A 22,447-nucleotide genomic window follows, 5' to 3' on the forward strand; every position below is an offset into this window, starting at 1 on the left:
CAAAAAGGGGGGCCCTGCAGGGCCCCCCTTTTTGATGTCCGTTTGTTCTGTCCGCTGCCTAGCGGACGGGATACAAAGCCAGCGCTTCGCTCCTCTTGCTGCCGGCCAAGCGGGTGGCGGTCGCTTCAAAGTCGGGCGAGCCCGTCGGCTCCGGAAGTGCGGCCTCACTGCTGGCGGCGGCGTAGGTCCAGCCGGAACCGAGATCCAGCAGCGAGCGGTGCTTGATGTCGTAGTAGTCGTCAAGAATGCCAATGGCAACACCCTTGGCCCCGGCGGCCGCCGCAACCATGTGCGGATGGAACCTGGAGGTGTACCACTGCTGGCCTCGGCGGACGGGAAATCCATCGCTCCAGACCTGTGTGAACGGGACGAAGTTCTCCTCAGGAATGAGCCCTTCCAAGGCATCGAACATTCGACGGTCCGACCCCGGAATTGCCTCGACGTAACCGACGGAGAGGCCTTGTGCGAAGGAGTTTTCAACTACCGCCCGCAGTTTGTCCCTGAGCCGCGAGAACGTGGGTTCATCGGTCATATCGCTTTGGATGCACAACATCACATCCTTTGCGCGGGACTGAACGCGTTCCGACTCAGTACTCCGGCGCAGCTCATGGAGAAGGCCAAGGAACACATCGTCGAGTCCCGTTTCGAGGCCGAGGAATTCCGCGCTGGCATCGTCGCGGACGCTCACAGCCGAGAAGTCCGCGAACGTTTTCGCCAGCAGGTCCGAGTTGTCCGGCAGGGGCATCAGTCCCAGCCCGGAACCCACCAACCTGCAGCCGTTCAGGTGCCGTGCTGCGGCCATTCCCGCAACAAGCCCAACATGGTCCGGCCAGACACCGTTGACATAGCCGCCGCCCAAGAGGTGGATGGAGTCGGCCTGGCCCAGTGTCATAAGCCCGACGTCGTACATGGGCGTGCCGCCATGGGTCACCACGTTGACCACATGGTCCCACACGCCTTGGGCGGACTGATCGGGAGCCTCGGCGCAGGAGCGCCACAGCGTGTTCGTGGCGTGGAACCCGGGGTGGATTCCGGCAAAAAGCGCGCTTGCCGTTCCCGGCTGGGGGCAGTCAAGCCAAACGGACGCGTCCGGCCGGACGCGGGCCAGGAACCGCAGCCATGCAGCCACGATCAGCTCATCGCCGTAGTTCGGGTTTCCACCGGAGGCAACGAGATAGAGGTTCTCAGTCATCGGCCAAGGTTAACACTTTCCCTTCGCGTCAACCCAATTCGGGCAGGGCGAAACCCGGCAACTCGCCGGCCGCCAACTTGGGCGCCCACCTTGCCATGGCATAAGCTACCTTGGGCCCGGCTATACGCGCGACCCGCTACTGCGAAAGTCTGAGGAGTTGGGTGGGTTTGTCGACAAGTCGAACTGTGCCATTGGGGCAAGGGGCGGAGTTCCACCAGCGCGAACGCCGCCCGAGACCTGCGTCCGGTCCGAAAAGCGGCTTCCGTGCCGACATTCAGGCCCTGCGTGCGATTGCCGTTGGAATGGTGGTTCTGGGCCATGTCTGGCCCGGTAAACTGCCCGGCGGCTATGTTGGCGTTGACGTGTTCTTCGTCATCTCAGGCTTCCTCATTACATCCCACCTGTCCAAAGAGATCTTCGCGACGGGGAAACTGCGCCTGGCCGCCTTCTACTCCAGGCGCATCCGCCGGCTGTTGCCCGCCGCATTCGTCGTACTCGTCGCATCCCTCATCGCTGCCGTGATGATCCTTCCGTTTTCCAGATGGACTGATACCGCACAACAGGTCTTGGCAAGCGCGCTCTATGCCGAGAACTGGGTATTGGCAGCCAACGCCGTTGACTATTCGGCATCCACAGAATCGGCCACGGTTGCACAGCACTATTGGTCGTTGTCCGTGGAGGAACAGTTTTATCTGCTCTGGCCCCTCCTGATGGTGGGACTGGCGACGGTGGCGGTTCGCTTGCGGGCGCGCCCCCGGGTCATGGTGGCGGCGGGCATCGCCCTCGCTGCCGCCGGCTCGTTCGCCTTGTCCGCCTACCTTGCCGACGCGGGCCGCCATGAGGCTTACTTCTATACCCAGGTGCGGCTCTGGGAATTCGGCGTGGGTGCCGGTCTGGCCCTGATGGTCAACAGACTTAAATTCCCGTCCGCGGCCGCAAACGTTCTTGCCCTTACGGGGTTTGGCGCTCTGATCGCCAGCGCCGTTCTGTATGACGCCGCCACGCCCTTCCCTGGCACAGCCGCGCTCTTGCCGGTCATAGGTACTGCCATGGTCATTGCCGGCGGAACCCCGGGCCACGCCATGTGGCACGGCAGGCTGACGTCCCTGCCGCCGGTGCAGTTCCTGGGTAATATCTCATACTCGCTGTACCTCTGGCACTGGCCCCTTATCGTCGTGGGCCCGTTCCTGATCGACGCGGAACTCCGCACACCCGAGAAGCTCATTCTGGTGGCGATCGCAGTTCCCTTGGCGTGGGCCACGAAGGTGTGGGTCGAAGACAAGGGACTGCAGTTCCGGCCGAAGTCCAAACCTGCCGTGAAGACCGTGGCGGCAATGGCGCTGGGAATGGCTGTCGTTGCTGCCGGCTGCGCCGGGGTTTCGCTGGGACAGCAGTTCAAGGTGTCAGAAGCCGAACAGATCATGCTCAACCAGAAGTCCTCCATCTGCTATGGGCCCCGGGCCATGGACCACGCAGCCAACTGCGGTGACAGGTTCGGTCCCGCCTTCGTACCCACCATGAGCGAGGCAAACGCCTACCACAAGACGGCTTCGGAATGCACTGACAACCTGGACATCCTCATGGCCGGCGACAAGAAGACCACAAGGTTCTGCGACTTCAGCGGCGGCGCCCCGGACGCCACGACCGTCTGGCTGGTCGGGGACTCGCACGCCCAGCAGTGGCAGGCCCCTATATTCGACATGGCCAAACGGAACAAGTGGTTGCTCAAAATCAGCTTCCTGGGCGGCTGCCCGCCGGCTGCGGTGACGTACGCAGGCTTCTACGCATCGGTGGCCGACCAAACGAGCGTCAACAACTGCAGGTCGTGGGGGCAGGCCGTGTCCGAGGCCGTAGCCGCCGACAAGCCGGCCTACGTCTTTACGTCTGCCTTCGCCCGCAGGGAACGCGTCGACGACGGTTCGGGACGGTCGCAGAACGAACAGTACGCCGAGGGCTTCGGTAAATACTGGAAAACATGGACGTCCGCCGGCAGCACGGTGGTAGTCCTGGCAGATCCGCCTTACAACGTTGATGTCCGGGCTGCAGACTGCGCCCTGCTGAACGTCGAAGACCCTGAACGCTGCGCCGTGGACCGGTCAGCGGCAGCACCCCTGGACCCCATGGTGTACGCTGCCCACGCCAACAAGGGCCCGCGACTGAAACTCGTTGACCTGACCGACTACTTTTGCGACAGCAACCGTTGTTACAGCGTCGTCGGAGGCGTGGTGGTCTACTTCGACGTCAACCACCTGAACGTTGAGTTCAGCAGGCTCCTGGGCCCGATGATCGAAGCCCGGCTCTAGGAATCCCGCGGGGCTTGGAGCCCCAAAGGGGCTCCAAGCCCCGGAGGCAGGCCGCAAGGGGCTCCAAACACCGGAGCCAGGCCCGGGTGCCGAACCTGAGGATGCTTAACTACAGGCCTAGCCGCAGGAGACAACCTTCAGCAGCCGGGCGTCTCCCTGGCTGTCCACAACTTCCACTGAGGGTGAATCCTTGACATCCACAACACCCGTGAAGCCCTTGGCTGCCGCTGCGTTGGCCAGATATGAGGATCCGAAGTCGAGGATGTAGTCGACGTTCCGCGCCTTGGCAATTGAGCACACGTCCGAGCCCGGAAGGGCCTCGCCGATATCCTGGTTGATCGCCGTCAGTTCGGGGTCGTCAGTGGAGAACATGTGGTACGTGCTGACTTTGCGGCCCGTCAGCGCATATGCCAGCGAGCCGCCGTTCCATGGATTCACCGCGATGGTCGCGTCTGCCGGGACAGTCTCCGGCAGGCGGTGAATGACGGCCAGCTCATCTGAGTCGACGATCGGCGAAGAGGGGTTCATAACGTATGCCCGTGATGCTTCCTCCGTGATGCCGCGCAAGGTTCCAGTCTGCGTCGCTACAACCGCCGCCAGGACGAAGAGTGCCGCCAGCGACGCCGGGGCTGCCGCCGGGTACCTGCGGCTCAGCGACCCGCTGACCCGTTCGGCGACCCGTGCCACCGGAGCCTTGAGGGCGTCCCACAGGAACAGGCTGCCGATCGTGGCGAGAACCACGGTGAAGATCGGCAGCAGGGCTGCGAGGCGATAGCTGTCCTGGTACCAGCCGCCCGTGAGCAGCATGCGCCAAAAACCCTTGGGAGCGGACGCGGTGGTGACGTAAAGGATCACCGGCACCAGCCAGCACAGCACAATCCAGAGGTCCCGGGAGTTCCGCAGCACCCGCTGGAGGCCAATGAGGGCCAGGATGGAAACGGCCCACGCGACGGGTCGCCCGATGGGTGCATTCAAAATGACTTCGCCCACCGCACCGGTCTGGCTCGTGAAGGGAGCCCATCCGTCGTATTCAACGAGCGGCCGCAAAAGCCGCCACACCAGGGCGAACACCAGCAGCCCGGCAGCGGTTGCCCCGATGATGATCAGCGGCTGCATGGGCCGGAACGTGCGGCCGCGGAGGCCCGAGAGCTCGCGTCCCGCGACCCACAGGCCGAGGGGAAGGGAGAACGCCACCAGGGACAGGAGCCCGTTCGTCTGGGACAGGGCAAGCGCGGGGACGGCCACGGCCAGGGTCATCCACAGCATGGTCCGGTCTTGAGCCTTGTTGAACCCGAGCCGACACAGTCCAATGACAAGCGCCAAAGCCGCCGGCAGGAGGGCGTAGGACAGGATGTTCGGGTACAGCGGTCCGAAGTCCATGATCGAGATCGGGAAAGCCGTGAACCCGGCGGCGAAGACCCCTGTAAGGGCCAGGGCAACAGGCCGTGGCCCAACGATCTGGTGCACCAGAAGGATTAGCGCGGCAGGCCAGAGCACCGCGCCGATGGCGATATTGAATACGTTCTCCGCTACAACCACGTCCGACGCGGAAAGCTGTGCGATCAGGGCCGCCGTCGAGTGCCACGCGGAGGGGTAGATCGCGCCGCCGCCTTCGCCGCCCGCCATTCCTCCAAGTGTCAGTGAGGAGGCGTTGCCGGTCTCGAGTATGTAGCGGATGGCATTGAGGTGAAACACGTTGTCAAAGCGCTGTGCGAAGTTCTCGGGGCTGCCAATGACTTCCATGAGCCGCCGTGCGGACAGGAAAGCGCCGATGGCCAAGCCGGCTGCTGCTCCTGCCCAGGTACGTAAGGGCGTCGGTTCCTGCGCCGGGACTTTGGCCTTAAACACAAAGCGCCGGAGAGCCCACGCGGCGGCGGAGGCGCCCGCCGTCGTCAGCAGCAGTGGCAGGAGGTTCCATCGAAGACCCACCGCGCCAGCCGCGATTCCGGCCACCCCGATGATGCCGACCGTGAGCAGGGGTGCAAGGCACAGGAGGGGTAGCCGCCGTGCACCCATAAAGTAGGCGAGCACCCCGCCGGGGCCGAAAGTGACGAGAAGAGCGACGGCAAATGCGGGCAGGGCGTTCCACCAGGACATGTAGGGCAATACCTGTTCTTAGTTGTTTGCGCTGCGGAGTAGTTCCAGCAGGTAGGCACCGTAGCCGCTCTTCACGAGTGGCTCGGCGCGTTCGCGGAGTTCGTCGTCGCTGAGGAAGCCAAGCCGCCAGGCGATTTCTTCTGGTGCGCCGATCTTCAGGCCCTGGCGGTGCTCCACCGTACGAATGAAGTTGGACGCGTCGTTGAGTGAGTCGAACGTTCCGGTGTCCAGCCACGCCGTGCCGCGGGGGAGGATCTCAACCTTCAGCTGGCCGCGCTCCAGATACGTGCGGTTGACGTCCGTGATCTCGAGTTCGCCACGGGGGGAGGGCTTGAGGTCCTTTGCAATCGAAATGACGTCGTTGTCATAGAAATACAGTCCGGGAACGGCGTAGTGACTCCGCGGCTTCTCCGGCTTCTCTTCGAGGGAGATCGCCTGGCCGCTGCTGTCGAACTCCACAACGCCGTAGGCGGTCGGGTCTGAGACCCAGTAGCCGAACACAGCACCGCCCTCTATGTCCTTGAAGCGGCGGAGCTGGGTGCCCATTCCCTGGCCGTAGAAGATGTTGTCCCCCAGTACCAGGGCCACAGGCTCATTGCCGATGTGCTCTTCGCCAAGAACAAACGCCTGGGCGAGCCCGTCCGGGCTGGGCTGCTGCTTGTACGTAATATTGACGCCGAATTGCCAGCCGTTGCCGAGCAGGCGCTGGAACTGTTCCGCGTCGTGGGGCGTGGTGATAATCAGGATGTCCTGGATGCCGGCCAGGATCAGGGTGGAGAGCGGGTAGTAGATCATGGGCTTGTCGTAGACAGGCACCAGTTGCTTGCTTGAGCCAAGAGTGATCGGGTGCAGCCGCGAGCCTGTGCCGCCAGCCAAGATGATTCCACGCATGCGCTCTATCATTGCGTGCATTGTCACGGCCAGCAAACCAGTAAGACCTGCTGCCCGTCGCGGAAAGTCCCGGCTGCGGGCGCGCGCTAAGCTGGCTGAATGCAGAAACTCCTTGTCACCGGCGGTGCCGGCTTCATCGGTTCCAATTTTGTCCACTACGTTCTGGAGAACACCGAGGACCACGTCACGGTCCTGGACAAGCTGACGTACGCAGGCAACCTGGAATCCCTGAGCGGGCTCCCGGAGGAGCGCTTCCGCTTCGTGCAGGGCGATATCTGCGACGCCGCCCTGGTCGACGGCCTGGTGGCCGACGCCGACGTCGTGGTCCACTACGCGGCCGAATCGCACAACGACAACTCCCTGCATGACCCCCGCCCGTTCCTGGACACGAACATCATCGGCACCTACACGCTGATCGAGGCCGCCCGGAAACACAGCAGGCGCTTCCACCACATCTCCACCGACGAGGTCTACGGCGACCTGGAACTCGATGACCCGGAGCGGTTCAGCGAAAACACGCCGTACAACCCCTCCAGCCCGTACTCCTCAACGAAGGCCGGCTCGGACCTGCTGGTCCGCGCCTGGGTGCGGTCCTTCGGGCTGCAGGCGACCATCAGCAACTGCTCGAACAACTACGGCCCGTACCAGCACGTGGAGAAGTTCATCCCGCGCCAGATCACCAACGTGATCGACGGGATCCGCCCCAAGCTCTACGGCAAGGGCGAGAACGTCCGCGACTGGATCCACGCCAACGACCACTCCTCCGCCGTCCTTGCGATCATCGACAAAGGCATCATCGGCGAGACCTACCTCATCGGCGCGGACGGTGAGAAGAACAACAAGGACGTCGTGGAGCTGATCCTCGAGCACATGGGCCAGCCCCGCGACGCGTACGACCACGTCGTGGACCGGCCCGGCCACGACCTGCGCTACGCCATCGACTCCGCCAAGCTCCGCAACGAACTCGGCTGGGAACCGAAGTTCTCCAACTTCGACGCCGGCATCGAGGACACCATCGCCTGGTACCGCGAGAACGAAAACTGGTGGCGCCCGCAAAAAGCCCACACAGAAGCCAAGTACAAAGAACAGGGCCAGTAGACATGTCCATCGAGTTCTCCAAAAAGCTGACGGCCCACGAAACGCCGATCCCCGGCGTCGTCCTTTACGACCTGCCGGTCCACGGTGACAACCGAGGCTGGTTCAAGGAAAACTGGCAGCGGGAGAAAATGGTGGCCCTCGGGCTGCCGGACTTCCGCCCCGTGCAGAACAACATCTCGTTCAACGAAAAAGCCGGCACCACCCGCGGCATCCACGCCGAACCGTGGGACAAATTCATCTCCGTGGCTACAGGCCGCATCTTCGGGGCCTGGGTGGACCTGCGCGAGGGCCCGTCCTTCGGTGCCGTCTTCACCGCAGAGCTCGACCCCAGCCAGGCGATCTTCATTCCCCGCGGCGTGGGCAACGCCTTCCAGACCCTGGAAGACAACACGGCCTACACCTACCTCGTCAACGACCACTGGTCCGCAGACGCCCAGGGCCAGTACACGTTCCTGAACCTCGCGGATGAAACGGCCGCGATTGCCTGGCCCGTCCCGCTGGAACAGGCCGAGCTTTCCGACAAAGACAAGGCGCACCCGCGCCTTGCGGACGTCGTGCCGATGCCGGCCAAAAAGATCCTCGTTGTCGGCGCTGACGGTCAGCTGGGCAAGGCGCTGCGGGAACTGTACGACGGCGACACGAGTGTTGAGTTCGCCGGCCGCGGCGACTTCGACCTCGGCAGCGAGGCCGCCTTCACGCAGCGGCACTGGAAAAACTACTCGACGGTCATCAACGCCGCCGCCTACACCGCCGTCGACACGGCGGAAACCGCGGAGGGGCGCGCCGCCGCCTGGGCCGTCAACGTTGCCGCAGTGTCACGGCTGGCCCGGACCGCCGTCGAACATGACCTCACGCTGGTCCATGTTTCTTCGGACTACGTCTTCGATGGCGTCCGCGAAAGCCACGACGAGACTGAACCCTTCACCCCGCTCGGCGTGTATGGCCAGACGAAGGCAGCCGGCGACGCCGTCGTCAGCGTGGTTCCCCGCCACTACATCGTGCGGACCAGCTGGGTCATCGGCGAAGGCAACAACTTCGTCCGCACCATGGCCTCCCTCGCCGGCCGCGGCATCGAACCGTCCGTGGTCAACGACCAGATCGGCCGGCTCAGCTTCACGCCGGACATTGCAGCCGGAATCCGTCACCTGCTCGAGTCCGGCGCCGCCTACGGCAGCTACAACCTGAGCAACGACGGCGAACCTCAGTCATGGGCGGACATCGCCGCCGACGTGTACGAGCTCTCAGGACAGCCGAGGACCGCCGTCACGGGCGTCAGCACCGAAGAATACTTCAAGGGCAAGGACGCCGCGCCCCGGCCGCTGAACAGCGTGCTGGACCTGGCAAAGATCCAGTCCGCAGGCTTTCATCCGGCCAGCGCGTCCAGCCGGCTGAAAGAGTACTTGAGCTAGCGGGTGGGGGCCGGCGCAGCCTGAACCGGGCACTATTCGCCGGATTCAGGGCATTTGCGCCGGCCTCAGGCCCCGGTGCCGCTGCCAAGTCGAAGGCGTCCCATATGCAACAATTGATTCTGTGAGTCGCACCTGGATCGTAATCCCCATGTACAACGAGGCTACTGTCGTAGGTTCGGTCATCGAGGGGCTGCGGAAGCAGTTCCCCTACGTTGTTTGCGTCGATGACGGCAGCACGGATGGATCACAGGAGAAGGCGCGGGCGGCCGGAGCGGTAGTTGTTCAGCACCCCATCAACCTGGGCCAGGGTGCCGCCTTGCAGACCGGCATCGAGTTCGCCCTGCAGGATCCGGAGCTCGAATGCATCGTAACGTTCGACGCCGACGGCCAGCACCGGGTCGACGACGCCAAGGCCATGGCGGAGCGGGTGAAATCGGGGGAGGCTGAAATCATCCTCGGCTCGCGCTTCCTGGACGACCGCACAAAGCTCTCGCCTGCCAAACGGCTCGTCCTCAAGACGGCAGCCATTCAGTCCAGGCTTGCCACGGGCATGAACCTGACTGACGCACACAACGGGCTGCGGGCCTTCAACCCCCGTGTTGCCTCGAACATCCACCTGACCCAGAACCGGATGGCCCATGCGTCCGAGTTGGTGAACCAGCTGGCCAGGCTCAAGCCCAAATATGCGGAGCACCCCGTGGAGATCATCTACACGGACTATTCCAAGTCCAAGGGACAGTCCCTGCTGAACTCGGTCAACATCGTGGCCGAACTGTTCTTCAAATAGCCCCAGTTCTTCAACAAGCCAAGGTGTCGGATTGCTAATCATTGTCCAAATTGTCCTCGTCGCTGCCGTCATGGTGGTGTCGCTCGCCCTGATGCGTGGCGGTTCCAACGCCAGGCACCTGGCCGTACGCCGCATCCTGCTCATGATCTTCGCCGTCGTGGCGGCGTTGTCGGTGTTCTTTCCTGAGGCACTCACCCGGGTGGCGGGCTTCCTTGGCATCGGACGAGGAACCGACCTGGTGCTCTATGGCGCGGTAGTTTCCCTGTTTGTCTTCATGGCCACCACTTACCAGCGATTCCGCCACGCAGAAAACGCCCTCACCAAGCTCTCGCGCCGCATCGCGATCGATGAAGCCGAGAAACCCGGGCAGCTGAGCTAGTGGAGGAGACCTCCACCACGTCCCAAATCACGCGGAAGCCGCCGGCTGCTGCTCCCGTTGCCTCGAGCCCGGTTGAGCAGCGGGCTCCCGGTCTGCGTTGGGGCAAGGCGTTGGATCCGCGCAACAACAGCATGAACATGATCAGGCTAGGCCTGGCTGCCATGGTGCTTTTTGCCCACAGTTTTTATCTCGCCGGCGCGGGGGAGGGACCCCATTTCCGCGGTGAGAACCTGGGCGGCTGGGCTGTTGCGGGCTTCTTCGCCCTGAGCGGGTACCTGATCACCGGAAGCCGCTTCACCAACGGCCTGGGCGAGTACCTCGTACACCGCGTCGCGAGGATCTATCCCGCGTTCCTGGCGTGCCTCGTGGTCACAGTCCTGGTTTTTGCTCCCCTTGGGTTCCTCCGGCAGAACGGCACCCTGACCGGTTACTGGACCACTGAAACAACGCCGCTCCGGTTCGTCTTTTCAAACCTTTTCCTGGAAATGAAGAACTACGATGTGGCCTTCACTCCTGCGAATGTGCCCTTTGCCGGCTCGTGGAACGGGTCACTGTGGAGCCTCTACTACGAATTCCTCTGCTACCTGATCATTGCGGCAATCGGAGGACTGGCCTGGGTTCGTCGCTCACCGATACCGCTCGCGCTGGCCTTCGGAGCAAGCGTCGCAGTCTACGCCAACCTGCCGTCCATCATGCCCCTGCTGCAGGACACCGACTTCTCGTTGCTGGCGAAATTGGTGCCGTTCTTCCTCGGCGGAGCCCTTGTTCAATCGATCTCCAAATGGGTGGGGCTCCACTGGGCCGGCGGCATCGGGTCCATCGCGGCCGCTGGACTCTGCATCTTTGCTTTCCCAGTGTGGGGAGGCCAGCTTGCCGGGCCGTTCATTGCCTACGGACTGCTGTGGATCTCGTCGGTGCTGCCGTCGCCGAAGCTGATCCGTGTCCACGATGTCTCCTACGGGTTTTACATCTACGCCTGGCCCGTTCAGCAGCTCCTGGCGCTCTACGGTGTCCATAACCGCGGCATGGCGATTTACATTCTGGCCTCCGCAGCCGGCACCCTTGTCCTGGCCACGCTCAGCTGGCTGCTGGTGGAGCGGCCCGTCATGCGTGCGGTCCGGCGGCGGCGCAAGGCATCGGCGCCCTCAGCAGCGCCAACGGCGGCGCCGACTGACGACGCATCGAAGGACCACGCCTCTGTACCCGCTGAATCCCCGGCGGAGGCCGGGGTCACAACTGCGGGTCGACGCTAGCACCTGTTGCGCCCTGACCGCGGGTACGTGATGATCCGCGCGCATCTGACGATCGACAAAAAATGAGGGCCTCCGGCTCGGTTGAGTGCAATCACTCAGCCGAGCCGGAGGCCCTCGTTTCTGTGTGCCCAGGCAATCGCCAGCGGCCCAGTAGGTTCTAGAGCTTTGCCTCCGCCGGCAGGCGCCCGTCGATCCATTCGGCAAGGCGCGCAATGCCGGCCTCCAGGTCGTAGCGGGGTTCCCACGGCAGCGCGGCCTTTGCCGGCTCCACATCGGCCCATGCATGCCGGACGTCACCCTGGCGGAACTGGCCCGTGACGTGCGGCTCCGGGGCTCCGTAGTGGCGGCTGATGATCTCGGCGGCCGTCCGGATGGTCTGGAATTCTCCAGAGCCGATGTCCAGTGCACCGTCATGTGCTTCCTCGGCGACCGCGGCTGCAACAACAGCTGCGGCGACGTCGTCGATCAGCACGAAGTCGCGGCGTACTTCGCCGTCCTCGTACAGCGGGATGGACTTGCCGGCTTTTGCCATCCGGCAGAAGAGGGACATGATGCCCGTGTAGGGGTTGATGAGGGACTGGCCGGGACCGTAGACGTTCTGCAGGCGCAGTACCGCGGCTTCAACCCCGTACGACTTTGCCCACGACTCGAGGATGTTCTCCTGGGCGAGCTTGGTGGAGCCGTACACGCTGACGGGGGCCGGGGCCACCACAGCGGCCGACATGGCCACGGGCTGGGCGGCGGGGAAGTCCCACTGCGAGCGTGACAGGATTTCATTTGAACGCTGGCCGGGATAAAAGAGGGTGCCGTCCGTGTCCGACTTCCAAGCGCCTTCGCCATATACAGCTCGGCTGCTTGTCAGGACGATGCGCCGCGGCAGCTTGCCGCTCCGGTTCAGGCCGTCCAGCAGCTGCGTGGTACCCACGACATTGGCCATCGCATGGCGCGTGGATTCCTCCAGCGACTGTCCGGTTCCGGTCTCGGCAGCAAGGTGAATCACGACGTCGGGCGCGACGTCCGGGAGCACGTCGTCCCACGTCTGCGCCTCAGTGATGTCACGAACCACCAGTTCGACGGCGGGATCGAGTTCCTCCGGCCGCGACTGGCTGGCGTGGATTTGCGGGTGCAGGCTGTCCACAGCTACCACTCGGTCGAACGCCGCAACCAGGGCCGGGGAAATGGCGCAGCCGATGAACCCGGCGCCTCCCGTTACGAGGACAGTTCCTCGTTTGGCAGGGGACGTTGTTGATGACGTTGAGGGGGTCACTAGTGAGGCCTTTCTGGGGCGGACATGTGCAAGGTCCAGTTTCTCATAGGAGTTGTGCGGCTCAGTGACCGAAAGCGTGCCTGAAGGTGGCCTTGACCGCTACCGGGTTGCGGGACAGCAGGGCACCCGGCATGAGGGTGACGGCGTGCAGGCGGGAGGTCCAGCGCACCCGGGCTGCCACGGCGGCCTTCTTCCAGCCCTTGGCCCGGCAAAGGTCCTCCGCAATTTGCGCGTACTCCCGGTCGCCGGCGAAGCGCGTTCCGTCGGTCAACGTCGCCGCCGAGGCACTCGCGGAATGGCGGCGATAGGAGAACGCCAGCGTCGGGACGTGAACCAGCGACCCGCCCTGCAGGACGATGTCCATCACCAGCGCGAGGTCCTGGACGATGGGGAGTCCGTCGCGGAAGCTCACCTTGCGGATTGCGTCGGTCCGGAAGGCGAGGGACGGCCAGTACAGCCAGTTGCCGCCCAACAGACTGACGGCGAGGGATTCCCCGGCCAGGACCGTCGTGTTGCCGGTTTTGGGTCCGACGAACTTCCGCTTGACCGAATCGGCCAGCGAACGGACAATCTGCCCGTTTTCGTCGATGACCTGAACTCCGGGCTGGATCACGGAAGCGTCCGGAAAATCGCGGTGAGCCTGCAGGACGACGTCAACGTAGTTGGGCAGCAGCACGTCGTCGCAGCCGAGGATCACCATGAGATCCTGGGTGGCCTGGGAGACGCACGTCCGGTAGTTCTCCGTAATGCCCTTGTTGGATTCGTTCCGCTGGTAGGAGACCCGTTCATCATCGATCGCCGCGAAGTACTCCTTCACGGAGGGATCCGGGTAGCAATCGTCGATGACGGTAAGCACCCAATCCCCGTTGGTCTGTGCAAAAACGCTCGCGACGGTTTCCTTCAGCAGCGCAGGATCGCCCCAGTACGGTACAAAAATATCGAGCGGCATTTTCCAACTTCCACGGGTTGTCCTAGCTCATCTGAGCTCGTTCACGGGTGCGGGCGCGGCGGCGCCAATTGAGTGCCCGTCCGTGTCCGACACTAATATGTTGCCATGACCTCCCCAGTTCTCCGGCAATTGACCCCTGCAGCCCCGGCCTTTAACGGATGACGCACACCGAAGGCAAAGCACCCCAGAAGTCGACCATTGCCGCACGCCAGGCGGCTTCCGTCGGATTGGCGTCGATCGCCTCCGCAGCAGCCGGGTACCTGGTCATCTGGTTCGTGCCACGGGTCCTGAGCAAGGCCGACAACGCCGAGTTTCTTGCCTTCTGGTCCGCGCTCTTCCTGCTGTTCGGTATTCTCGGCGGACTCCAGACGGAGATCATCCGGTACGTAACATCCGTGGGCACGGACCATGGCGCCACGGCCAGCCGCACCAAACAGCCCAGAACGGTTCCTCTCTTCGCCGTGGTCTTCGGCATCGCCGCCGGGGTAGCAGTCATCTTGGCAGTGACGTCGCTGCTATGGGGTCGCGCGGTCCTGGGCCCCCACTGGGTGGTGCTGGTCCTTGTCCTGGCCGGCGCCTGCGTGGCTTTTTCCGTGCACGCCGCTTTGGCGGGAGTCCTCAGCGGCCGGCACCTTTGGGGCAATTTCTCTGCCCTCGTCGCTTCCGAATCCTCATTCCGGCTGGTCCTTGTCCTCATCGTCGGCCTGCTGGCGGGATCCACTGCCGGGCTGGCGGCTGCCGCCGCGGCCGGGGCACTGGCCTGGGTGCTCGTAGCCGTCTTCAGCCCGCAGCTGCGGTCAGCGTTCAGCATGCCTCTGGCCGTACCCGTCAGGGACTTCGCGCGGAAAGTGGGCCACGCCAGCATCTCCACCGCAGCCAGCGCATCACTTGTTGTCGGGTTCCCAATCCTTTATCGCATCACGACTCCAGCAGATGTCTACCTCGCTTCGGCTCCTTTGCTGCTTGCCATCCTCCTGACCAGGGCACCGCTGATGGTTCCGCTGGGAACCTTCCAGAGCGTCGCCATCGCCCATTTTGTCAGGCACCGCGACCGCGGCCTCGGGGCACTGCGGCCGATCGCCCTCGCAATTGCGGGCGTCGCGGCAGTGGGAGCCCTGGCGGCATACTTCCTGGGACCCTGGCTCATGGTCCTGCTGTTCGGACCGGACTACGACGTCGCGCCGTGGGTCCTCGCTGGACTGACCGCCGCCGCCGCGGTACTGGCCCTTCTTACCCTCACCGGGGGTATGTGTGTGGCCCTCAACCGCCACCGGGTATCTTCTGCCGGATGGGTGTGCGCAGGCGCCCTCACCCTGGTTGTCCTGCTGCTGCCCTTGGACGCGGATCTCCGCGCCGTCGTTTCCCTGCTGATAGGCCCGCTGCTGGGCGTATCCATCCACACGGTGGCGCTGTCACGCCGCAAGGTGGCCCTGTCAAGTCACCCTGGTGCGCCGGCGGCGTAGGACCCGCAGGGCCACTAGGCCGCCGGCGAGCGGACCGGAAACTCAGTAGCGGTCTATGGTGTAGCCCGCTGCTGCACTCCACTTGATTGCGCCGCCCTTGAAGTACTGCACGCAAGCATCCGCGGTGCAGGTTTCGGTGCTGGTGGGGAATCCAAAGAAACCGTTCTGCGCCCCGTTGGTCCGCCACACGCCGCCAATGCCGCTGTTGTAGACGGCGCCCATGCCCACGCCGGATGCCCACAGGATCTCGCCGCCGGCAAATGACTGGGTGCATGATGTTGCCGCGCAGGTTTCCGTAGTCGTGGGGAAACCGAGCCGGCCCGATTCGGACCCCAGCGATCGCCACAGGGATCCAATGCCGCCGGAGTACACCGCGGCGGTGCCGGTTGCGGGCGACCAGAGGATATCGCCGCCCGCGAAGCTCTGGCGGCAGGAGCTGACGAGGCAGGTCTCGTTGCTGACAGGGTAGCCCAGTCGCGCGTTCTCGGCTCCGAGGGTCCGCCAGAGTCCGCCGATGCTGCCGTTGTATACCGCCCACTGCCCGGTGGCGGGAGTCCAGTAGATGGTGCCGCCGCTAAAGGATTGCTTGCAGGTGCTGCCGGCGCAGGTCTCATCGGTCGCAGGGTAACTCAACCGGGCGTTCTCGCTTCCCATGGCTGCCCACAGGGACCCGATTCCTGTACCGCGGAGTACTCCGAATGCAGGGCCGGAAGCGGTGGGGTTTTTCAGGATCCGGCCACCCACGAAGTCCTGGGAGCACTCTTTACCGTCACAGAAATTAGTGTCGCTGACAGGGCTGCCGAAGCGTCCCTTCTCGGCCTGGAGGGCCGTCCACTTCTTGGAAATTTCGCCGTTGACGATGGTCCGCGTCCCGGACTCCGGGGTCCAGAATATTTGGCCGCTGACGAAAACCTGGCGGCAAACGGATCCCTCACAGCTTTCGGCTGACCGGGGTGCCCCGACCATGCCGGAGAGACCGCCGTCGGCCTGCCACTTGCTTCCAATGGAGGTACGCCAGACCGGGACCGCCCCCGTGGCACCGGTCCACACCATGGTTCCGCCCTGGAAGCTCTGGACGCACGAGGTATCGGTGCACGATTTGTTGTTGGTGGGATAGCCGAGCCGGCTGGTTTCGCCGCCCAACGCCTCCCAGGCCGTTGCGATGTCTCCGGAGGTGACGGCCCAGGAGCCGGTGGCGGCTGTCCAGAGGATCTTGCCCCCTTGGAACGTCTGGCTGCAGGCAGAGGCGGAACAGGTCTCGGAGGCCGTGGGGTAGCCGAGGCTCCCGGATGTGCCGCCCATGGTCTGCCAGCGTGCGCCGATTCCGCCGTTGAAGACGGCGGCGGCGTTCGTTGAGGTGGACCAGTAGACCGTCCCGCCTACGAAGGTCTGGGAACACGCGGTGGCTGAGCAGGTTTCATCGGTTTTCGGGTATCCGAGGCGGCCGTCGACGCCGCCCCACCCGCGCCAGGTACCGCCGATGGAGCTGAAATAGACGGCTTTTGCGCCGGTGCTGGCCTGCCAGATGATCTGGCCGCCGGCATACTGCCGGTAGCATCCGCCGGCCGGCAGACCGCAGTAGAGCGAGTGTGTCTGGGCGCCGAGCCGGCTGGAGGCGCCGCCCATCGAGTTGTACTTGTTGAGGACAGGGTCGAAGCCGGTTGCGAGTGCCTGGAGTTCGGCGTAGCTGCCGCTGAAGACGTTCGAGTCGCCCGCGAACGGGCCTTGGCTGCTGTACTGCCAGATATCGTATTTGGTCCAGCCGGCCGGCAGGACGCCCGGGGAGACGGTGCGGTACGAGGCGATATGGAGCGGCTGGTTTTTGAACGCAGGGCTGTTGCCGGTGCACTGCGTCCACCAGTCGGTGGTGGTGTAGATCGCGGGATAGCGGCCCGTCCGGGTGTACATCGTGTTGGAGAAGTCCGCAATCCAGAGGACCATCTGGCTATGGGACATGTTGTAGCAGGTGTTGCCCAGTTCCGGGTAGGGGTTGTATTCGATGTCCAGCAGGGGAGGCAGGGTGGTTCCGTCGCCACTCCAGGCGCCTCCGTTGGACGCGAAGTAGTTTGCCTGTGCGGCACCGGAAGAGACGTTCGGGATCGCGAAGTGGTACGCGCCCCGGATCATTCCGACGCTGCGGGAGCCGTTGTACTGACTGGAAAAATAGGGATTGAGGTAACTGAGGGCTTCTGACGCCTTCACGTAGGCGAACAGTCCGCCCATGTTGCGCTGTTCCTGCCAGTTCACCGCTCCCTGGTGGCTACTGACGTCCAGCCCCTGGATGCCGGGCGGCATGTATGTGGCCTGTGTCGATGCCGCGCCTGCTTCGGTGGTTGCCCTGATCCCGAGCTTTTGCTCCAGCCCCTGGCCCATGTGCGCGCCGTGGGCTCCCTGAGCGGCTTTGAGCTTGGCCAGTGTTTCTGCGTCAACCGTTGATCCGTCCGGAACGGACCCGGTGGCGGCCGCAGCCGGGCTGGGCGCTGTTGCCTCGCCCGGCGACGGAGCCGGAGCGGGCGCCGTCGGGCTTTCCGTTGCAGTGACCGGAGCCGGCGCCGTAGGGGAGACGGGCGCAGGCGTGGCGTCCGCTGTCTGAACCGGTGTCGACGACGGCGCCGGCGCGACCTGTTCTTCGGCTGATGCCGGCAAAGCCGGCACCAACGAACTCCACACCAGGGCCGAGGCCAGAAGGGCCGCGGCCAGTACCCGTCCGCCGAAGGAGATTGTTGCGCCCGAATGTGCGCTTGTAACTTTGCTGAGACTCATGTTCTGCTCCGGCCGGCAACGCGCAGATCCCCACACATCGCAAAATTAGAAACCTATTGGTTTGTCATTTCGGACGGTGGGGACAGCGGAGCCGTTCCGGATCATCTTCATGACCCGGCCAATGTAGCACCAATGTTACGGGTGTAACCAGAGTGCTTCTTGTTACCAATGTGAACGGAGGGTGGGCCTACTTGTCTGCGAGGAGGGCTTGATCGTGCCGGACCATGGCGGTAACAAGGGCGTCAAAATCGACGGACGGACGCCAGCCCAGCCGGGACGAAATCTTGGAGATGTCGCCCCTCATTTCTGCTGCGTCGGTGGGGCGGGCCAAGGATTCATCGACGTCCACCACCGCGCGCCAGTCGTCAATGCCGACAGCTTTGAACGCCGCTTCCACGAAGTCCTGGACGGAGTGCGAGACGCCGGTGGCGACCACAAAGTCATCGGGCTCGGCAGCATGGATGATCCTGTCCATGGCGTCCACGAAGTCAGGAGCCCAGCCCCAGTCCCGGATAGCGTTCAGGTTCCCCAACGAAAGCCTGTCCAGCTTGCCCGCCGCGATGGCGGCGGCACCCGACGTGATCTTGCGCGTGACGAATTTTGCCGGCCGCCGAACCGACTCGTGGTTGTAGAGAATCGCCGAGGAAGCGAACATCCCGCGGCCCCGGTAGACGCTGACGGCGTGATGCGCCAGCGCCTTCGCGGCGCCGTAAGGGGAAATGGGCCTGATCGGGGTGGACTCGCTCTGCGGCGCCGACTCCGCCTCGCCGAACAGTTCGGCACTCGAAGCCTGGAGAAAGCGGATCTGTTTACCAGTGGACTGCTGCAGCTGCCAGACGGTTTCCAGCATCGACACGACCGAAGCGCCTGAGATCAGCGCAGTGTCATACGGGTGCTGCCACGACTGGTACACCGAACTGATACCGCCGAGGTTGAAGACCAGGTCAGGTTTGACCGAATCCAGGATGGTGCCCACGTCGTCCGGACGGGACAGATCGCCAAGGTGGTATTCCACCCCGTCCACGGTTGTTTCCCCTTCATGTGCTCCCGGCTGCAGCGCATGGCGGACGAGGCCATGGACTTCCCAGCCACGGGAGAGCAGGGACTCTGCCAGGTAGGACCCGTCCTGGCCCGTTACCCCGGTAAGGAAGGCGGTGCCGACGGGAACGGGTCCCGCCTCGCTGAGCGGGTTCACCGCATCAAGGCAGACTGCTCGGCAATGTCGTTCTCAACCATCATCTTGACGAGTTCGTTGAAGGAGACCTTCGGCTTCCAGCCCAGCTTCTCCTGCGCCTTGGACGCGTCACCGATCAGCAGATCGACTTCGGCGGGACGCATGAACTTGGGGTCCTGCCGGACGTACTGCCGCCAGTTGTCCAGGCCTGCGGCGTCGAAGGCGGCCTGGAGGAGTTCTTCGATGGAGTGCGTTGCGCCGGTGGAGATGACGTAGTCGTCAGCTTCGGGCTGCTGCAGCATCAGCCACATGGCTTCGACGTAGTCCCCTGCGAAGCCCCAGTCACGCTTGGCGTCCAGGTTACCAAGGACGATTTCGTCCTGGAGTCCGAGCTTGATCCGGGCAACCGCCATGGAGACCTTGCGGGTGACGAATTCCGGACCGCGGCGGGGCGACTCGTGGTTGAAGAGGATGCCGCTTGATGCGTGCATGCCGTAGGACTCGCGGTAGTTGATTGTCATGTAGTGGCCGAAGACCTTGGCTACGCCATAGGGGGACCGCGGCCAAAGGAGGGTTTCCTCGGTCTGGGGCACCTGCTGGACCTTGCCGAACATCTCGGACGAGGACGCCTGGTAGAAACGCACCCTGGAGATGTCGTCGCCGGCATACAGGCGGGTCGCCTCGAGCATGTTCAGGACGCCCTTGCCGGTGACGTCAGTGGTCAGGGACGCGTTCTCCCAGGAGTAAGCCACGAAGGAAATTGCCCCGAGGTTGTAGACCTCGTCCGGCTGGGCCACACCGAGCACCCGGACCAGCGAAGAGACATCCGTGAGGTCGCCGGTGAGCAGCTTCACGCCCGGAACGGTCTGGCGGACCAGATCGTGCTTGGGGTTGTTCTGTCCTCGGATGAGGCCGAAGACCTCATAGCCTTTCGAGAGAAGGAGCTCTGCGAGATACAGGCCGTCCTGGCCAGTGATTCCGGTGATTAGCGCACGGGGCATGGGAAGAGGTCCTTACAGATTGTTTGCGGGGCTACAGCAACTATATATGGCATGGAGCTTTCGCTCAGAGGCGGCAGGTAACGGGTGATCAAACGGTACTGGCTGCGGTGGAACGCTGATTCAGTGCATAGCGGTACGCCTGTTCGTGCACCTCGGCGCAGTGTTCCCAGGTGAACTTGCGTACCTGCTCGAGGCCCAGTGGCTGCAGCTCCTCGGTCCTGCTGATGGCGTTCCGGATCGCCGCGGCGATGGCCGCAGGGTCCTGTGGATCGAACAGTTCGGCCGCGTCTCCGACGATTTCAGGAAGGGAACCTGCTGTTGAGCTTGCCACGGGGCAGCCTGAAGCCATGGCCTCCAGCGGTGGGAGCCCGAATCCCTCGTAAAGGCTGGGGAACACCATGCACGCCGCTGTGCGATACAGCTCCCTGAGCTCGGCAAGCGGGACCAGGCCGCGGACCTCCACGTTGGCTGGAATGTCCGTCAGGGTGTCCAGCGCCCCGCCGGTCAGGATGAGGCGCAGTCCGGGGTCGGTGACTTCCAGCAACCGCATGGCTTCGAAAAGCTTCGCGTGGTTCTTGTGCTTCCACCCCCTGGCCGGATACATGATGAAACTTTCACGCGCTCCGAAATTCGGGGTGAACTCTTCGGCGTTGACGCCCAGGTGGGCGGTGAAGATTTTCTCCGGTGCTATGCCGAGGTGGCTGACGATGCTCTCTTTGGCGAAGTCACTGATGGTCACGATCGCGTCGGCGTCGCGTGCGGCTTTCTCATAGAAGACCTTGCGATACAGCTTGTCGGCCGTGCCGAAGAGCTCCGGGAGGTCGAGGTGCTGAACGTCGAGCAGGGTCTGAACAAACGGCGTGCCCTTCGGCGGCTTCGGCAGCGGAACGGTGAACGGGACATGGAACACGTCCATCGGGCGCATCCTGCGAAGAATGGAGCTCCTCTTGACGAGGCCTTTCGCCAGAGTGGCCAGCCGTGCGATGGTCGAGGCGCCGCCGGCCAGCCCCGGAATCACGACTTCGTCCGCCCCCTCGCTGAACCCGCGCCCGGATTCGTTGACGTAGCAGGTGGGTTTTACTGCCTGGGAAGCACCGAGATTGCGGACCAGTTCGCGTGCATAGGTTTCGCTGCCTCCCATCCCGCCCGGGACAAGCGTGAGCATGGAAACCCCCACCTTCAACGCGTCTGAGTGGCCGGTTTGGTTGGCAGGCGAAGTGCCGGGCTCCGAGGTCGTCATGCTGAACATACTAACGTTCGAGCCGTAACCGCCCGCCGGCTGGGTCCCCTGCTGCCGGATCTGGTTGCCGCGGTTCCTTCACACAACGTCAGGCAACGATGCGACTGTGACCAGCCTTCGACGCCGTCCTAGACTAGAGCCCATGAAGGTATTGGTCACCGGCGGCGCCGGCTACATCGGATCGCACACAACGCTCTGTCTGCTGGAAGAAGGACATGAGGTTGTTGTCCTCGACAATCTGATGAATTCGAACCGCGAATCGCTGCGCAGGGTGGAACAGCTCAGCGGAAAGAAAGTTGACTTCCGCGAGGTGGATCTGCTGGACGCAGCATCCGTGGACCGACTCTTCACTGAGGACAGCTTTGACGCCGTGATCCACTTCGCCGGTCTTAAGGCCGTTGGCGAATCGGTCGCAAAACCCCTCTGGTATTACCAGAACAACGTGGTAGGCACCCTTAATCTCTTGCACAGCATGGACCGTGCCGGTGTTCGCCGGCTCGTCTTCAGCTCTTCCGCCACGGTTTACGGCGCGTCCGAGGAAGTGCCGCTGATCGAGAAGGCACCGCTGGATGCCACCAATCCCTACGGCCGGACCAAGGAACAGATCGAGGACATCCTCTCGGACCTCGGTGCGGCGGACCCAAGCTGGAGCATAGCCCTGCTCCGCTACTTCAACCCGGTCGGGGCCCACGAGTCGGGCCTGATCGGCGAGGACCCCGTCGGTGTACCCAACAACCTGCTGCCCTTCGTGGCACAGGTTGCAGTGGGGCGGCGCGAAAAAGTCATGGTTTTCGGCGATGACTATCCGACGGCGGACGGCACCGGTGTCCGGGACTACATCCACGTTATGGACCTTGCCGCCGGTCACCTTGCAGCGTTGGGTTACCTGAAGGACAAGGCCGGCGTGTACCGGTGGAACCTTGGAACTGGCCGTGGATCGTCCGTTCTTGAAGTTATCGAGGCTTTCAGTCAGGCGGCCGGGGCGCCCGTGCCCTATGAGATCGCTCCCCGGCGGCCCGGGGACGCTGCTGTCAGCTATTCCGATCCGTCCGCGGCCCTGGCGGACCTGGGCTGGTCAGCACGGCGGAACCTGGCAACAATGTGCGAAGACCACTGGCGCTGGCAAAGCAGGAACCCCTCAGGGTACGAAGAATCAGTGTGACCTAGCCGCGGTTCCTGGC

The 22,447-nt window shown here is 63.7% G+C and carries 17 protein-coding genes; 8 read left to right on the forward strand and 9 right to left on the reverse strand.

The genetic code is table 11. From position 1 onward, the window contains the following. Positions 1-58: 58 nt before the first annotated feature. A complete protein-coding gene (locus J2805_RS10585) occupies positions 59-1,192 on the reverse strand; it encodes a polysaccharide pyruvyl transferase family protein (protein ID WP_309975876.1) in 1,134 nt (377 codons plus the stop codon). Between the two features lie 185 nt (positions 1,193-1,377). Here J2805_RS10585 and J2805_RS10590 point away from each other — a divergent pair, with 185 nt between their 5' ends. Further along, positions 1,378-3,495 (forward strand): acyltransferase family protein, encoded by a 2,118-nt coding sequence (locus J2805_RS10590; protein WP_309975877.1) that lies wholly within the window; start codon positions 1,378-1,380, stop codon positions 3,493-3,495. A 117-nt stretch (positions 3,496-3,612) separates the two neighbouring features. Here J2805_RS10590 and J2805_RS10595 read toward each other — a convergent pair whose 3' ends face one another. After that, positions 3,613-5,592 (reverse strand): DUF6541 family protein, encoded by a 1,980-nt coding sequence (locus J2805_RS10595; protein WP_309976309.1) that lies wholly within the window; start codon positions 5,590-5,592, stop codon positions 3,613-3,615. 18 nt (positions 5,593-5,610) lie between these two features. Continuing rightward, positions 5,611-6,483 carry a glucose-1-phosphate thymidylyltransferase RfbA gene (rfbA, locus tag J2805_RS10600; RefSeq protein WP_309975879.1) on the reverse strand — a complete coding sequence of 291 codons (873 nt, stop codon included), beginning with the start codon at positions 6,481-6,483 and terminating at the stop codon, positions 5,611-5,613. Positions 6,484-6,582: 99 nt separating this feature from the next. On the opposite strand from rfbA, the gene rfbB reads away from it, so the two are divergent. The 5 genes from rfbB to J2805_RS10625 all read left to right on the forward strand — a co-directional run bounded on the left by rfbB (position 6,583) and on the right by J2805_RS10625 (position 11,409). After that, complete coding sequence (gene rfbB, locus J2805_RS10605; protein ID WP_309975881.1) at positions 6,583-7,581, forward strand: dTDP-glucose 4,6-dehydratase; 999 nt, start codon at positions 6,583-6,585, stop codon at positions 7,579-7,581. A gap of 2 nt (positions 7,582-7,583) precedes the next feature. Then, positions 7,584-8,990 (forward strand): bifunctional dTDP-4-dehydrorhamnose 3,5-epimerase family protein/NAD(P)-dependent oxidoreductase, encoded by a 1,407-nt coding sequence (locus J2805_RS10610; protein ID WP_309975883.1) that lies wholly within the window; start codon positions 7,584-7,586, stop codon positions 8,988-8,990. Positions 8,991-9,111: 121 nt separating this feature from the next. After that, complete coding sequence (locus tag J2805_RS10615; protein WP_309975885.1) at positions 9,112-9,777, forward strand: glycosyltransferase family 2 protein; 666 nt, start codon at positions 9,112-9,114, stop codon at positions 9,775-9,777. A gap of 31 nt (positions 9,778-9,808) precedes the next feature. After that, positions 9,809-10,156, forward strand: a complete 348-nt coding sequence (locus J2805_RS10620) for a DUF2304 domain-containing protein (RefSeq protein ID WP_214953084.1) — start codon at positions 9,809-9,811, stop codon at positions 10,154-10,156. Then, entirely contained in the window at positions 10,156-11,409 is a 1,254-nt protein-coding gene (locus J2805_RS10625; protein ID WP_309975887.1) for an acyltransferase family protein, read from the forward strand. Before J2805_RS10620 ends, J2805_RS10625 begins: the two co-directional genes overlap by 1 nt. 157 nt (positions 11,410-11,566) lie before the next feature. Here the strand turns inward: J2805_RS10625 and J2805_RS10630 are convergent, their stop codons facing one another. Both J2805_RS10630 and J2805_RS10635 read right to left on the reverse strand, forming a co-directional pair. Further along, a complete protein-coding gene (locus tag J2805_RS10630) occupies positions 11,567-12,676 on the reverse strand; it encodes an NAD-dependent epimerase/dehydratase family protein (RefSeq protein WP_309975889.1) in 1,110 nt (369 codons plus the stop codon). Between the two features lie 61 nt (positions 12,677-12,737). Beyond that, positions 12,738-13,625: a glycosyltransferase family 2 protein gene (locus J2805_RS10635; RefSeq protein WP_309975891.1), complete on the reverse strand. Its 888-nt coding sequence runs from the start codon at positions 13,623-13,625 to the stop codon at positions 12,738-12,740. A 158-nt stretch (positions 13,626-13,783) separates the two neighbouring features. Between J2805_RS10635 and J2805_RS10640 the strand changes: the two genes are divergently transcribed. Then, the gene (locus J2805_RS10640) at positions 13,784-15,088 is read left to right on the forward strand and encodes a hypothetical protein (protein ID WP_309975892.1); all 1,305 of its coding nucleotides are present in this window, start codon (positions 13,784-13,786) and stop codon (positions 15,086-15,088) included. Between the two features lie 42 nt (positions 15,089-15,130). On the opposite strand, the gene J2805_RS10645 is transcribed toward J2805_RS10640, so the two are convergent. The 4 genes from J2805_RS10645 to J2805_RS10660 form a co-directional block, all read right to left on the reverse strand. Next, a complete protein-coding gene (locus J2805_RS10645; protein ID WP_309975894.1) occupies positions 15,131-17,851 on the reverse strand; it encodes a GH25 family lysozyme in 2,721 nt (906 codons plus the stop codon). A 187-nt stretch (positions 17,852-18,038) separates the two neighbouring features. Continuing rightward, positions 18,039-19,046: a GDP-mannose 4,6-dehydratase gene (locus J2805_RS10650; protein ID WP_309975896.1), complete on the reverse strand. Its 1,008-nt coding sequence runs from the start codon at positions 19,044-19,046 to the stop codon at positions 18,039-18,041. Further along, on the reverse strand, positions 19,043-20,026 hold the full coding sequence (locus J2805_RS10655; RefSeq protein WP_309975898.1) for a GDP-mannose 4,6-dehydratase: 984 nt from the start codon (positions 20,024-20,026) through the stop codon (positions 19,043-19,045). The genes J2805_RS10650 and J2805_RS10655 overlap by 4 nt, the downstream gene beginning before the upstream one ends. Before the next feature lie 88 nt (positions 20,027-20,114). Next, a complete protein-coding gene (locus tag J2805_RS10660) occupies positions 20,115-21,266 on the reverse strand; it encodes a glycosyltransferase family 4 protein (RefSeq protein WP_309975900.1) in 1,152 nt (383 codons plus the stop codon). A gap of 142 nt (positions 21,267-21,408) precedes the next feature. On the opposite strand from J2805_RS10660, the gene galE reads away from it, so the two are divergent. Continuing rightward, positions 21,409-22,428 carry a UDP-glucose 4-epimerase GalE gene (galE, locus tag J2805_RS10665; protein WP_309975902.1) on the forward strand — a complete coding sequence of 340 codons (1,020 nt, stop codon included), beginning with the start codon at positions 21,409-21,411 and terminating at the stop codon, positions 22,426-22,428. The last annotated feature ends 19 nt before the right edge of the window (positions 22,429-22,447 follow it).

Source organism: Arthrobacter oryzae (assembly GCF_031454875.1).
GTDB lineage: Bacteria > Actinomycetota > Actinomycetes > Actinomycetales > Micrococcaceae > Arthrobacter > Arthrobacter oryzae_D.

Coding starts and splice junctions, on each gene's coding strand:
- J2805_RS10585 (WP_309975876.1), bottom strand. CDS start 1,192: ATGACTGAGAACCTCTATCTCGTTGCCTCCGGTGGAAACCCGAACTAC.
- J2805_RS10595 (WP_309976309.1), bottom strand. CDS start 5,592: ATGTCCTGGTGGAACGCCCTGCCCGCATTTGCCGTCGCTCTTCTCGTC.
- rfbA (WP_309975879.1), bottom strand. CDS start 6,483: ATGCGTGGAATCATCTTGGCTGGCGGCACAGGCTCGCGGCTGCACCCG.
- rfbB (WP_309975881.1), top strand. CDS start 6,583: ATGCAGAAACTCCTTGTCACCGGCGGTGCCGGCTTCATCGGTTCCAAT.
- J2805_RS10610 (WP_309975883.1), top strand. CDS start 7,584: ATGTCCATCGAGTTCTCCAAAAAGCTGACGGCCCACGAAACGCCGATC.
- J2805_RS10635 (WP_309975891.1), bottom strand. CDS start 13,625: ATGCCGCTCGATATTTTTGTACCGTACTGGGGCGATCCTGCGCTGCTG.
- J2805_RS10640 (WP_309975892.1), top strand. CDS start 13,784: ATGACGCACACCGAAGGCAAAGCACCCCAGAAGTCGACCATTGCCGCA.
- J2805_RS10645 (WP_309975894.1), bottom strand. CDS start 17,851: ATGAGTCTCAGCAAAGTTACAAGCGCACATTCGGGCGCAACAATCTCC.
- J2805_RS10655 (WP_309975898.1), bottom strand. CDS start 20,026: ATGCCCCGTGCGCTAATCACCGGAATCACTGGCCAGGACGGCCTGTAT.
- J2805_RS10660 (WP_309975900.1), bottom strand. CDS start 21,266: ATGACGACCTCGGAGCCCGGCACTTCGCCTGCCAACCAAACCGGCCAC.
- galE (WP_309975902.1), top strand. CDS start 21,409: ATGAAGGTATTGGTCACCGGCGGCGCCGGCTACATCGGATCGCACACA.